At 33.7% G+C, this 13,042-nt stretch carries 11 protein-coding genes; 8 read left to right on the top strand and 3 right to left on the bottom strand.

Annotated elements, in window-relative coordinates:
- Positions 1-2,153 (top strand): condensation domain-containing protein (locus Q0976_RS16735; protein WP_299495015.1); only part of this gene is annotated, 2,153 nt, incomplete at its 5' end.
- A gap of 62 nt (positions 2,154-2,215) precedes the next feature.
- Positions 2,216-2,611, top strand: coding sequence for a VOC family protein (locus tag Q0976_RS16740; protein ID WP_299495016.1), 396 nt, complete (start codon positions 2,216-2,218; stop codon positions 2,609-2,611).
- 86 nt (positions 2,612-2,697) lie between these two features.
- Here Q0976_RS16740 and Q0976_RS16745 read toward each other — a convergent pair whose 3' ends face one another.
- Positions 2,698-3,366: a GDSL-type esterase/lipase family protein gene (locus Q0976_RS16745; RefSeq protein ID WP_299495017.1), complete on the bottom strand. Its 669-nt coding sequence runs from the start codon at positions 3,364-3,366 to the stop codon at positions 2,698-2,700.
- Between the two features lie 306 nt (positions 3,367-3,672).
- On the opposite strand from Q0976_RS16745, the gene Q0976_RS16750 reads away from it, so the two are divergent.
- The 5 genes from Q0976_RS16750 (at position 3,673) to Q0976_RS16770 (ending at position 8,869) form a co-directional block, all read left to right on the top strand.
- Positions 3,673-4,188 carry an AAA family ATPase gene (locus tag Q0976_RS16750; RefSeq protein ID WP_299495018.1) on the top strand — a complete coding sequence of 172 codons (516 nt, stop codon included), beginning with the start codon at positions 3,673-3,675 and terminating at the stop codon, positions 4,186-4,188.
- Positions 4,189-4,835: 647 nt separating this feature from the next.
- Positions 4,836-5,324, top strand: a complete 489-nt coding sequence (locus tag Q0976_RS16755) for a hypothetical protein (protein WP_299495019.1) — start codon at positions 4,836-4,838, stop codon at positions 5,322-5,324.
- 1,117 nt (positions 5,325-6,441) lie between these two features.
- Complete coding sequence (locus tag Q0976_RS16760) at positions 6,442-6,753, top strand: DUF4286 family protein (RefSeq protein WP_299495020.1); 312 nt, start codon at positions 6,442-6,444, stop codon at positions 6,751-6,753.
- Between the two features lie 349 nt (positions 6,754-7,102).
- Positions 7,103-7,891, top strand: a complete 789-nt coding sequence (locus Q0976_RS16765; protein WP_299495021.1) for a hypothetical protein — start codon at positions 7,103-7,105, stop codon at positions 7,889-7,891.
- Positions 7,892-7,909: 18 nt separating this feature from the next.
- Positions 7,910-8,869, top strand: a complete 960-nt coding sequence (locus tag Q0976_RS16770) for a sterol desaturase family protein (protein WP_299495022.1) — start codon at positions 7,910-7,912, stop codon at positions 8,867-8,869.
- 277 nt (positions 8,870-9,146) lie between these two features.
- On the opposite strand, the gene Q0976_RS16775 is transcribed toward Q0976_RS16770, so the two are convergent.
- Entirely contained in the window at positions 9,147-9,584 is a 438-nt protein-coding gene (locus tag Q0976_RS16775; protein ID WP_299495023.1) for an EamA family transporter, read from the bottom strand.
- A 741-nt stretch (positions 9,585-10,325) separates the two neighbouring features.
- Here Q0976_RS16775 and Q0976_RS16780 point away from each other — a divergent pair.
- Positions 10,326-12,395, top strand: a complete 2,070-nt coding sequence (locus tag Q0976_RS16780; protein ID WP_299495024.1) for a hypothetical protein — start codon at positions 10,326-10,328, stop codon at positions 12,393-12,395.
- A gap of 79 nt (positions 12,396-12,474) precedes the next feature.
- On the opposite strand, the gene Q0976_RS16785 is transcribed toward Q0976_RS16780, so the two are convergent.
- Complete coding sequence (locus tag Q0976_RS16785) at positions 12,475-12,987, bottom strand: GNAT family N-acetyltransferase (RefSeq protein ID WP_299495025.1); 513 nt, start codon at positions 12,985-12,987, stop codon at positions 12,475-12,477.
- Positions 12,988-13,042 lie beyond the last annotated feature (55 nt).

Genomic DNA, 13,042 nt, shown 5'->3' on the forward strand with positions numbered 1-13,042 from the left:
CTATTTGGCAGACGGTTTTGGGCCTTGAACAAGTGGGGATTGAAGATCACTTTTTTCAGATTGGAGGTGATTCTATTTTCAGTATTCAGCTGGTAACTAGAATGTCTCAGGAAGGCTTTTGTCTGCAGATTAAAGATCTCTTTGAGGCACCGACAGTGGCGCAGCTGATGAAAAGGTTGAGTAATATTAAATCTGAGATAAAAAATGCAGAACAGGGAATATTACAAGGAGGATTTGGATTATCACCTATTCAACAGTTCTCATCAATAAATAACAATGGGAGTATGTTTTTTGTTCAAAATATTTCAGCAGAATTTACTGCAACCCAAATTAAAGAGATGTTAGTTTCTCTAGTTGAATATCATGACATATTGCGAGTGCGTTATCAGCTTATAGAAAATATTTGGACTCAAGAATATTTAAAAAGTCAACCTCAATCTCCGCTAGTTTCTATCGATATGAAGGTGATATGTGGTGAAGAGCTTAGAGAGCGACTTAGCGTGCTTCAAGCTTCTCTTAATATAGAAACAGGTCCTTTGTGGAGGGTTGTACATATCAAGGAGGAGGAAGTTGCTCGGTTGGTGTTTATTATGCATCCTCTCATCTTCGATTCTGACTCTTGGAACATTCTATCTAATGATATCCAATTATTACTCATGGGCCAAACATTGGCTCCAAAAACGAACAGTTATCGACAATGGGTGAGTGAGGTAGCAGATTATGCTTCGGAGAATGAGGTACAGGTAGCCTATTGGCGGCAGATAACAGAGTTCCATATCGATTGGTCAAAGCTATATTCTGAGTCACAGCATAAAATTCATTGGAGCAAGTGCTTAACTGGGCGATTATTAAAAGATGCTCCTAGAGGCTACCATACTCAAATTAAAGATCTTTTATTAAGTGCGTTGTCTATTGCTTTGAATACTACCTTTAACAGAAAGTGTTCATTGATTACCCTAGAAGGCCGAGGGAGAGAAGCTATTAGTCGGTCTCTTGATACTTCACGAACACTAGGTTGCTTTACCACTGAATATCCTATTATTTTACAAAATAAAGATACGGTTGAAGATACGATCATTCATACTAAGGAAATGCTCAGAGCTATACCAGACGAAGGTATTGGTTATGGTGCGCTGATTCAGAGTGGAGAATTACAAAGAATTTCTTCACCTATAAATTTCAACTTTATTAACCAATCAAGTGATAATAATGGATATTGTTGGCCGTTATGCCATAAAGAATATAATGATAACATGTCACCAATGAACCATGAAAATTACCTTTTAAACCTTAGTGGTACCGTGAAAAACGGACAATTGGTTTTTTATATTTGCTCACAATTAAGTAATAAAAAGGTGGGTGCTTTTCTTGAGTCATTTCAGCAAGCAGTGCAAGCGGTAACCGAAGCTGCTTGTTCTCAAGAGAAACAAGGTGGGTTACATACTCCATCAGACGTGATGATACAAAATCAAAAATCTTGGATTGAATATTACCGAGCCTCAGATACCAAAGAAACTCTAATTGTTTTTCCTATTCATGGTCTAGGATACGAAATGTGGTTGAATACCTTATTACCTGAGATATCATCTGATATACACTTAGTTCTGTTTGATACCGATCGAGAGAGGCGGTTTGCTAACTTTGATACTTGGGCTACTGAGTTGGTCGAAAAAATTGTCAGTGAAAACTTATGTCCACAAGGTCATTGTTCTATTTTAGGATGGAGTTTTGGTGCTGTTCTTGGTTATCTCGTTGCCGTTAAACTACAGACGAAAGGTATCATTGTCAATCAAACATTTTTAATGGATCCAATAGTCCTCTCTTTGATTTCTGATGAACCATTGATTCAGAAAGAGGATAATTGGTATCGCAATTTACAAATGCCTTTATATGAAAAAAAGGTGACGGTGTATCAGTGTACAGAGCCAGCTGATGAGTCAATTCATGTACTAAAAGCTGTTCAATCTGACGGTTTAGGTTTTAGACAGCTATGCTCTGATTTATCTGTAGTTCATATACCTTGTCAACATTATCAAATGATGAATAATGATGTTGCTAAAAAACGATTGTTTGAACATTTAAAAAAGTGTTTATATTATTGGAAAGAGGGTTACTTGCGAAATAACGCTGTTGACGAATTGAAATCATTGTAAGCAATAAATAAGGTATTTTTTAGAATAATAAATAGTTAATTACATGGAGTTAAGGGATTTTTATGAAAGAAATAATAAGAATAAATCATGTGGGATTACGAGTAAAATCACTTGATGTTTCACGGGTATTTTACGAGAAATTAGGTTTTGTTTTTATTGAAGGGCCTGTTGGGCCTGAGCCCGTTGCGGTGATGGAGCATCCGTCTGGGATTAATATTAATTTTATTTTAAATGCTTCAAATGATGAATCAACCAATATCTTGATGGATTTACCTCAAAAGTATACTGGGTATACACATATTGCGCTGGAAATTACCAGCCTTGAAGCTGTTCAACAACAATTAGCTGAGCTTAATATCGCAATAACAGGTGGACCTATTACGATTCCTAGTGGTGCACAGTTTATTTTTGTACGTGATCCCGATGGCAATGTCATTGAATTTCATTTTCCAGCTTAAATTAAGCGAACTATAAAGGTGCTAATTTTTAAACCGTCTCATTTTCTAAGGGGTTGGATGATACGGTTATCTTAGATTGGTAGCACCTAACATAGAAGCTGTTTTTTAAGACATTGTTCAAAATATGGCTGTAAATGTTGCAGCCAGAGTGCGTAGGCTTTAGGAGTTAAATGCAGTTTGTCATGCATGATATCCCTTGGAATATTTCCTTGGTAACTCAAAAAAATATCATTGATATCAATGTAATTAATGAGCTTATTTGTGTTTAAGTTTGAATATAATGAACTGGCTTGGGTGACTTTTTGGCGTTCATCCGATCCTTTTTCTCCTCGAGGAAATAATCTATGCAGCAGTATTTTTACCTTAGGTTGTTTATATTGAATTTGATGAACTAACTGTTTTACACCAAGTGCGATTTCCTCTGCGGTATGATCAAAAATATTATTAGTACCAATATTGAGTAGCAATAGTGCAGGGTTAATATTATCCAGCTGACCATTTTGGACTCGCCAAAGTGCATGTTGAATTTTATCTCCTGAAAAACCAAGATTATGGATGGTGAGTTTTTCTGTCCAATGTTGTAGTACTTTTCCTCCCGCTTGCTCCCATTGTTGCATTATTGAGTCGCCCATTAAGATCACATCAGGAGAGACATGGTTTTGTTGGTGACGGGATAGAATATCAAAGTGTCGTTTGGCCCAGCGTTGGCTATTAAGTTTATCTTGTGGGATGATTGTTGAGTTAGAGGGAAGCATAAAGCTAAACCTTTAAAGTTGTGTCTGGTTACATATTAACGAATAACTGAGTATTATTTTACTCTTTTGTTTTTTAGTTTATTTGGTCTTTCGGGCTATGAGCGTATTAACATCGGGACAGGTTTCATATTCAAGTACGCCCTATAAACGCAACATCAATATTTAAATATCCTTTGTTCGGTATAGTGGTTGTTCTCAAATGGGATTGAATCATTATTTAAATTTAGTTGAATACAGCTTACGACGAAATAAATTGTTAGCTACACTCTTATCACCATAAATGATTAAAAATGGAGCATTATTGTGATGGAAGCATTTATTGTCTGTGGTGCACCAGGGGCTGGAAAGTCCACTCATGGATTTCAATTAGCTAATCAGATGGGGGCAACATTAATTGATATTGACGTAGTTACTGAACGCTTAGTTCGCTTGGCACTTGAGTTATCAGGAAGAGATCCTAATGACAGAGACAGTGATTTTTTTAAAGATAATTTTAGAGAGGTGATTTATGAGCAAATGTATGACATCGCAATAGATAATTTAGTATTAAACTCTGTTGTTATTGTGGGCCCTTTTACGCTAGAGCTGCAAGACCCTTATTGGCCTGCGACACTAGCAAAAAGATTACATGCTAAAGTGGTGGTTCATTATGTCAGTTGTCTTTCAGAAATACGTCGAAATAGAATTAAGCATCGTGGCTACTTACGTGATAGGGATAAACTCAATGATTGGGAGCAATATATTCAATATTACAAAGATGAGACGGGGCCTTGTTTTGAGCATGTATTAATCAATAATAATAAGGATAAATATCTTAAATAATCGGATTCAATAAGAGTCCACTAACCCTTATTAATGTTGTTGACGGCAATTTCTATAGAATGCTGTTATAAAATTAATGAAAATGAGTGTTGAGCTGGCATAGCTTAATAATATAGCTGGATAACAAATTATTAAACTTAAGATTGAGTATGTGTTGACTCAAATATTGAACTTAGATGTTAATATTGGATAGTCCTAGATAGAAACTTCTAAGCTATTAAGAGAGTTTTTTTAGAAGCTCCACCTTTAATAACGGCAATCTACAATACAGAGTAAAGTATGTTGAGAAGGATAGTGTTTGGTCTAGCTTTAAACATTAGGTGAGAAGATAGAGGGGGATATGGAACCTAAGTGGAGAATAATTACACATCACTCGTTTTATCTCGTATGAAGAAGCTACAAACTGTGCCATAAACCATAAACCATAAACCATAAACTATAAACTATAAACAACAGATCCTAGCATAGCCATTTTTATATGTTCACTTGTACTTGTAGGGGAAAAGTTAACGGTACACGGACTGATTATAGGCCAATATGTACCAATTAAGTGTGTATCGGTCTATAAGTTATCCATATATAATGAACTTAACTAGGCAATATTATTGAGTATTGTTTTAATTTAATGACTTTAAAGGGTATTCACAATGAAAATACAAATCAACACGGAAATAAAGCAATCAATAGATTCTGTTTGGCAAGTCATGGCTGAAGATTTTACTAAGATTGATCAATGGTTTAAACCTGTATTAAAATCTTATGAGCTGCCAAATACTCCGGCATTGGCTAATGCATCTTGTGCAGGGCGTATTTGCGAATTTAGTGAGAAACCGAATGGATTAAAAGCTTCTGAATTAATTGAAGTTTATGATAAAAGTAAGCATTTACTCGTTATTGAAGTCAGTATTCTTAATGCTCCTTCTATTTTTCCAATTAAAAAGAATATAGCCACTTTCCAGTTAACAACTTTAGGAACTTCTCATACACAATTAACACTCGTAGCAGAGCCTGATTTAAACTTCTTAGGTAAAATGCTCTCACCTATATTAAAGCTAGCATTAAAAAAGAACTTTACTGATATAAGCCGTGCATTAAAATTGCATTGTGAATCACCTTTATTGCCCTTAGCCGTTTAGATTTCATTATAACATAATAAGTTGGCTTTATTTATTATTTGATAATGGAATGTGTGTGTTGGGTAATATGAAATTAATATTATAAACTTAATATCAATAGTTAAATGTTGAGCATGGTCATATAATCATGTAATGCTATTTTTTAATGTATGGATTCTATTTTCATAAATGATTTATAGGAGAATGTTTTAGTCTTTACTTGCTCATTATAACGTTGATAGTTGAAATGATTTATACAGAATTTGATATATTGAGTCGCATTTTAAAAGGTTATTGGTGCTTGTGTTTAGCACCAATAATGTTGGATTAATATTACTCAGTTGATGGTTTTGTTACGCATCATAGTGTGTATTTAACGCTATCCTTTATATGGATATTATTGGCTAAATCAGAGCGCAGAAGTAAATATTACGTTCAGATCTCTATTGCTGATTTAAAAAATGATAATAATGGGCAAGTATAATCATAACGTTATCAATTGATCAGGTCATAAATATGCGTAAACCCAGCGAGAAATTATGACATTTTGAGGAAACGAGTCTGCTAAAAAACTAGATACTTTACAAGGGGCACCTTGTAATAAATGGAGTATATATATTGCGTGGATGACTGTTTCCAAAAAATATTGGTGAAGTTGTATGCATCTAAATGATGATGGAATAAAATATCTTATCTTATCTTATCTTATCTTATCTTATCTTATCTTATCTTATCTTATCTTATCTTATCTTATCTTATCTTATTTTATTTTATTTTATTTTATTTTATTTTATTTGTTGGCAGGAGTGGTGTTGATTTTATTTAATAAGGTATGGTGAGCAATATTATATATTTCTTTAATGTTAATTTTTTATGTTTTGTTTTATTGTGATGTCTAGATTAAAATAAATAGTCGGTGATAGTTTTATCTACTTAACTTGTATTTTATTATCAGTTTAATGATTTTTACTTTCTCAGTATCTTATATGATAAATGAAACATCATCTCCTTTTGGTAAGTAAGATAATACAATCCATTATCAGGAATAATTAAATAATTTTTCTCATTATACTTATAATAGAGCTGCTATCATTATGTGTTGATAGGATCAATATTATTTTAATAAAGAGGCGTTATTATGATTATTTATCAAGTCGATCTTAAAATAAAAAAACAAGTATCTATCAGGTATTTAGCTTGGTTAAAGCCCCATATGGAGAAAATGATGACGTTTCAGGGGTTCTTAAAATCTGAGCTTTGTAAAGAAATTGACCTTGATGATCAAGGAGTGGACCATTTTACCGTTATATATCATGTAAGCTCACAGGAAGACCTAAATTTTTATTTTGAGCATCATGCAAAAGTGATGCGTGATGAAGGCGTTAAGCGCTTTGGTGATGCTTGTCATGCTAGTCGTAAGGTTTATAGTGTTAGTCTATCTTTTGGTTAAATGAGTGATAAAAGGACAGTACCTATTTTATCTTGTTTATGTCTTATTAATGATATAATGGTTGTTGCTGTATAGACTTTAGCTTTTGACTGATATAAATATATTTTAGGGTTTTCTCTATTAGTGAAAGCTGTTTTTTATGAACATTATAAAAATGATTTATTGGTATTAAGTTTATTGTTAGATTGTCGCTTTTATATATGCAAAAACTTTTATTCTCCCGCCTTGTTTATTACCAATAAGTAGTGTTGACATTGTTTTGATTGTAGTGATATAAAATAATTCGAATGAGAATATTCGATAACTCTTACAATAATAATCTATTATTTTATGTATAAGGATTTACACAATGCTGTTGAAAATAAGTGTTCCTTTTCTTCGTTTTGGCAATAAACCTAATAAAATTTCAAAAGTGAGTACCTTATCATATCAGTCACTTTCAACTCAATCACAAAAAGATATGATAGATAATGTTTATGATATATATAAAGAATCATCTTTAACTCTTAATAAGGATGAGTTTTCAGAAGCATTTTTTAATACTGATAATGTCCAAGTTTGTTTATTTTATAATAAAATGAAAGAACTGATTGGTTTTATCAATGTTTCTATTTTATTTATAACAGATGATAAGGATAAAAAGCATGCTATTTTTTGCGCAGGTGTTTTTTTTCGCCCGGGATATAAAGGAGGAAAACTAGCGGTATTATTTGGTTTGTCACAGTTCTTAAAATTTAAATCCCACAATGTGATGACGCCGATTAGTTATGTCACACTGGTTTCTAATCCTGCTGTTTATACATTGCTTGCCGAGAATGCTTATAAACTTTATCCCGTGGCAGATAAGCAAACACCACAATATGTCAAAACGATTTTTGATAGAACGGTCGACGCCAGAAATATTTGTATGATTGACCGTAATAAGTATCTTGCTCGCTCTCAAGCTATTCCTAGGTATGTGAGAAGATTGTCGCATTCTGAAAAGCTGGCATCGAATCCATTTGCTGCATTTTTTAATAAAATAAATCCACACTATAGTCAGGGGATGGCGATGTTAGTGTTTATTGAATTAAATTTTATTACATTTACATTTGGTTTATGTAAGTGCATTAAAAACTTAGTGATGACTAAACGATAATAATTAAAGGAAACAATAATGTTAAAGAAAGGATTTTTACCATATACGCTAGTTTCTACTCTAGGCTTTCCTGTATCATTGATATTGTTTACTTTTATTTCTTGGGAGATTTTTACGTTAGAGCCCAGTATCAGTATTTTTTTTTATTTTTTGATATTAAGAGTAATAGCTGCTGTTTTTTGTCTATCTTTTGAATCACTTATACCTTTTGATAAAGAACAACCATTTGAAAAAAATGAATTAAAAACAGATTTTCTATTTTATATCACCAATAACTTTCTGCTTATTCCTGTTATTGCAGTATTTCATGTTACTTTGTGTTTTTGGGTGATAGAGGCATTAGATTATCAGAATACATTTTCCTTATCGAATTTACCAATATATTGGGAAATAGTGATTGGCTTTTTTTTAATGGAGTATCTTAGCTATTGGGCTCACCGGTTAGTTCATACTCAACCTCTATTATGGCGTGGGCACGCGACGCATCACAGTCCGACATCTATGTATTGGTTGAATAATTTCCGCAATAATTTATTGAGCTACCTTGTTGCTTTTGCACTGGTTTATACTCCGATGTATTTACTTGGGATAAGTAAAGAGTTTTTGATATTTCGTTTTAGTATTTTTATATTGTTAGCTCCCTATCAGCATATTAATGCCGATTTTAAAATGGGATGTTTAAATTATATTTTTAGTGCGGCAACAAATCATCGATTTCATCACTCAAAAAACCCAAAACAAGCGAATGCTAACTTTGGTCTAATGGTGATTATTTTTGACATTTTGCATGGCACTTTTATTAATGGTGATAAATACGATAAAAAAATTAAAATGGGACTATTTTCGGAAGTAAAAGGGTATAAAAAACATGATTTTGTTTTTCAAGAGTTGGCACCTTATCGTTCTAGTCTCTGGAAGAAAAAACCATCAGTTAATTCAATGGATGTCCCTGTTTCGGTAAAGCAGGAGCAGGTTTAAAGTAAATGGAAGAAATTGAAGAAAATATTCGCTTTTTGATGAAATAGGATCGACTATCAATATCCAAGTGGAAGGTATCATTTATTCATTTCACTTGGGTATTCATACTTCATGTTCATCATCGATGGAGAGTCGATTTTGCTTTCCATCATGCTACCTTATTTTCATTAGGGGAGATAAATCATTTCAAGAGAGGCCGATATTGGGCTCGTTGGTTTGTTATTACAAACCTCTATATTGCCTTGTTTAACTTAGGTGTCTGTTAGGTGTGTTTGCTTTATTGGCTATTTCCTAGGTTGAAAAAAACAATGGTAACGATAGCTGAAAATACCGCGATCCAATGATACAGATTTAACGTTTCTTTAAAGACGATACCGCTCACAACTAACACCGTTATTAGGATAGAAAGAACCGCATAAATGATATAGCTAGAAGCGCCAAATGAAGAGTACAGTAAGTTAAATCCCAAGTAAGTCAAGAATAATCCGAATCCACTAATAATCGCCCATATACCATTTACTCTGATGACTTCTGAGTACTTGGGGGAACCAAATAGAGGGGCTGCGAGTAAAGTGAGCAGTAAACAAAAAATGGCACTGATACTGATAAATGTAAAAGGATTTGCGAGTTCTAGGGCTTTTTTTTGTCCGATAACAAAAAAAGCATTTCCAGTTGCTGCGATGAGGGCAAATGCAACTGCAGTTAATTGGTTCATATTTCTCCAGAAGATAAATCTAATATTACCATACTGTTGATATTAATATTAGACAGCAAAAATAAAATAGCAACAGTATAAGAAGCATTAAATTTACAGTGTACTTACTATTTAGATTTTACTAAAGTGATAGTATAACTGTTTGTTTTATTAATAATGTTTTTATTTATGTTCTTTTTAAGCAATAATGTACCAATATTATTTAATGATACGGACTTAGCTTTCATGGTATCCATAGTATTCATCGAAAAATGACTCTACTTGATGATATATTATATAATTCATTAAATCTATGATTGTCGAGTGTAGGTGTTAATTGATTAAGGATTTTGACTAAGCTTGTTTTTATATTAACTTCTGTTATCTATGTACATATTATCTAGTTACAATACTTTATGTTTGCTGAATATAGGTTGCATGGAAAAGAGAGTCGTCTTATTTAATTAAGTTGACTATAAGTGTTTGCAATATAATGTGTTGAATAAAAATTTTATTTTTATCTTAATAGTAAAAAAATGTAAATAATAACGTTAAGGCTGGTTTATCTTTGAGGTTTATTAGGATTTCATATACTTTATTGGTGAAGTTGATAATGAGTATATTCTATGATGTCAAACATGAGTCTTGTCATACTATTCATTATTTAAAGTCATTTAAATTTAAATCATATTTTTATAAAAATTAATTAAATCGTTTGAATATTTTAAAAGAGCAAGAAGTGCAGAAGTGCAGAGGTAATGAATGATTAACCCTTCAATAAGAACAGTTTTATATTTGGTATTGTTCGCATTATCATCACAGCTTGCAGCATGTGGTGGCGGAGGCAATGATTCAAGTTCCACAAGTGAGAGTGATTCATCATCGACGGATGATAATGGAGGAAGTAGCGCTGATACACAAACAATGATGTTAACGCCAAGCTTAAGTGTGAGCTCATTCACTTCAGGTGATAGTGGACTTATCACTATTCGTGCTGATGCCTCTCCCTCTTCTGAGATAATAGTCACAGCATCTGAATTGGCGAGATTACTAACTTTCAGTGATTCAAATACTTGTATGATAACAAGCAGTTCGAAGAGCTGTACCATTGCAGTGGTCGCATCTTCTATTGATGACGACACTTCACAAGCAGGCAGTATTCACTTTACCAGTAATGATAGTGATTCAACCTTCTCTGTAAGCAGTCTTTCTTTTACTGTGAATGGGGTAACCAGTCGTTCAGATGACTCAGGAGATTCAGATCCCACTGTAAGGGTGAAAGGTTGGCCGAGTTACTTGGCAATGGGGTCCATTACAGATGATACGTTATCTGAAGATGTTTCAGATACGACTGATTATACCGTTTCATCTGAAGATTCTTTTCAAAGCCGCCCTGTGAATGCGATTTTTAAATACGCAGGTACAGGATTAGAAGGCGATATTGATCTTGAGTATCCTTATTACACTAAAAAAACCATTGTTGAAGCGAATAATTTAACCACCCATTATGCTGCGTTTGGTGCGATTCCGAATGATCATGCTGTTCTGCCTGTGATGGTGGTGTATATGGCTAACATGAGTTATGAGGATTATTCTGTCGACTTTTCTGAAACAGGAATAAGAAACAAGCTAATTAAGCTCATGATGATGGCTAAGATGCTTGAAGCGAATCAAGACAGTAATGGGGATTCTGTGGGCAGTGTAGTATTGAATCCAGATTTACTCGGGTATATACAACAAAATAATTTAAAGGGAGGTTTAGACAGTACATTAGGTTCAATGGATTTGAGCGCTATATTAATTTCAGCGATTAATTATACAGAGCAGGAAATCACATACAATTATACTCATTTGGCTGATAGCGATCATAGAAGTACTTGTGAAGGTTCATTTACAGGTAATGTGAATGATTTATATGATGATCTCTATTCTGTCTGCTCTTGGGGCTATTGGAATGCTAAAGAAGATTGGGCAAGTTTAATTGATGCGAACGGGACAGTGATAGATACGACGCCTGCAACTTATTATACGCTGCCTACTATTAGCAATGATCTTAAAGGTTGGATACTCATGACAAATTGGGTGATGAAAACCTTTGCGCCGAATGTCTCTTTTGGTTGGCAAGAAAACTTATGGGCGTCAGGTGGTACTGAGTGGGTACGAAATTCATCGGGTGCACAAACTGGAGTGTATACACCATCAGAAGCGGCAACCAGTGTTGTCGATTTTTTAAACGAGTTAGATGTGTTTGATGGTGATTATCAGCCAGATTTTCTTGTTATGGATCGCTATGAATTTGATGATTTCAATGAGAATGCTTATAGCATAGGTTACTTATTTAACGCTCAAGATTGGACGAGTTTTTTCACTTATGTCGGGGATATGAGCAATCAGATGAATGATATTCCTGTGATGTTATGGCAAATGCCCGGTGGTCATATTCAAGAAGATGGCGACGGGGATGACAGGGGGGCATACGGTGGCACTTTTCCTCATTTCATGTTTAGTCGCGATCATGGTGGAACTAGTGCTGTTGACTTTGATAGTGTGAATTCATATATATCAGAGATAGATTTGACTGCCTATAGCCGTTATTTTCAAGACATTATTTCTTATTTACAAGTCACTCCCGATGGAAGTGGCAGTGATTATACTTGGGATGAAGGGTATTTAGAAGCAGCTGTTACAGATGCGAATGTCTTCTCTATTCTTTTTGGTGGGGGAAATACGACAGGCGTGGCAGCAGTGCCGATTGTTAGTGTCGGTGATGACGGAGGCTGGTTATCGAATAAAGTAGTAAATTATTTCACTGATCCTATGTATTTTGAATAGGTAGTATTCAAAATACATTGATAAAATGCAATATGTTTAATGGCTTATTGCATTTTTACTTTTTAAGTCAAACAGTATGTTACCAAGGTAAACCATTTAAATTAATGTGTTTAGGACTAATAGGATCGTTTGGGCTTAATAAGAGTGTGTTTGATTGATAATGCTCGATACTATCACCTTGCTTAAATTGGACAGTGCAGTCCACTTTATACCAACCCAATTGCTCATAGAAATTTGTTAAATCATCATTACAAAGTAAAAGCGCATGTTCGACTTTGAGCTGTGTAAAAATAACAGGCCGTGCTTGGATTAATAATTGAGATGCGTACCCTTTTCCTCGATAGTGCTTTGGGGTAACAGCATTGGTAACACCTGCAATTCTAGTTATTTTATCATCAAAAATAGCTTCTCGAATAACAAGATTAAAAAATGAAAAGAGATCATCTTCTTGTTTGAACGCAAAAACAAAGTCAGGCCGAGACCATTGGTGATTTTTAATGAATGAAATATCACCAAAAATTTCATTAATATATTCTTTTTGTTTCTGTTTTTCTTCTATGGATAAACTATGATAGTTGTCAATTTTTAGCATCGTATATTCTGCCTTTCCCAAGTGGTGATATAAATCAACTTTGCAGATTAGTTTA

Origin of the sequence: uncultured Shewanella sp., assembly GCF_947501665.1 — a bacterium.
In the GTDB taxonomy this organism is placed as follows: Bacteria; Pseudomonadota; Gammaproteobacteria; order Enterobacterales; family Shewanellaceae; genus Shewanella.

Bases quoted from the DNA above. Each gene is read 5' to 3' on its own strand.
- Q0976_RS16740 (WP_299495016.1), top strand. From the start codon at position 2,216: ATGAAAGAAATAATAAGAATAAATCATGTGGGATTACGAGTAAAATCA.
- Q0976_RS16745 (WP_299495017.1), bottom strand. From the start codon at position 3,366: ATGCTTCCCTCTAACTCAACAATCATCCCACAAGATAAACTTAATAGC.
- Q0976_RS16750 (WP_299495018.1), top strand. From the start codon at position 3,673: ATGGAAGCATTTATTGTCTGTGGTGCACCAGGGGCTGGAAAGTCCACT.
- Q0976_RS16755 (WP_299495019.1), top strand. From the start codon at position 4,836: ATGAAAATACAAATCAACACGGAAATAAAGCAATCAATAGATTCTGTT.
- Q0976_RS16760 (WP_299495020.1), top strand. From the start codon at position 6,442: ATGATTATTTATCAAGTCGATCTTAAAATAAAAAAACAAGTATCTATC.
- Q0976_RS16765 (WP_299495021.1), top strand. From the start codon at position 7,103: ATGCTGTTGAAAATAAGTGTTCCTTTTCTTCGTTTTGGCAATAAACCT.
- Q0976_RS16770 (WP_299495022.1), top strand. From the start codon at position 7,910: ATGTTAAAGAAAGGATTTTTACCATATACGCTAGTTTCTACTCTAGGC.
- Q0976_RS16775 (WP_299495023.1), bottom strand. From the start codon at position 9,584: ATGAACCAATTAACTGCAGTTGCATTTGCCCTCATCGCAGCAACTGGA.
- Q0976_RS16780 (WP_299495024.1), top strand. From the start codon at position 10,326: ATGATTAACCCTTCAATAAGAACAGTTTTATATTTGGTATTGTTCGCA.
- Q0976_RS16785 (WP_299495025.1), bottom strand. From the start codon at position 12,987: ATGCTAAAAATTGACAACTATCATAGTTTATCCATAGAAGAAAAACAG.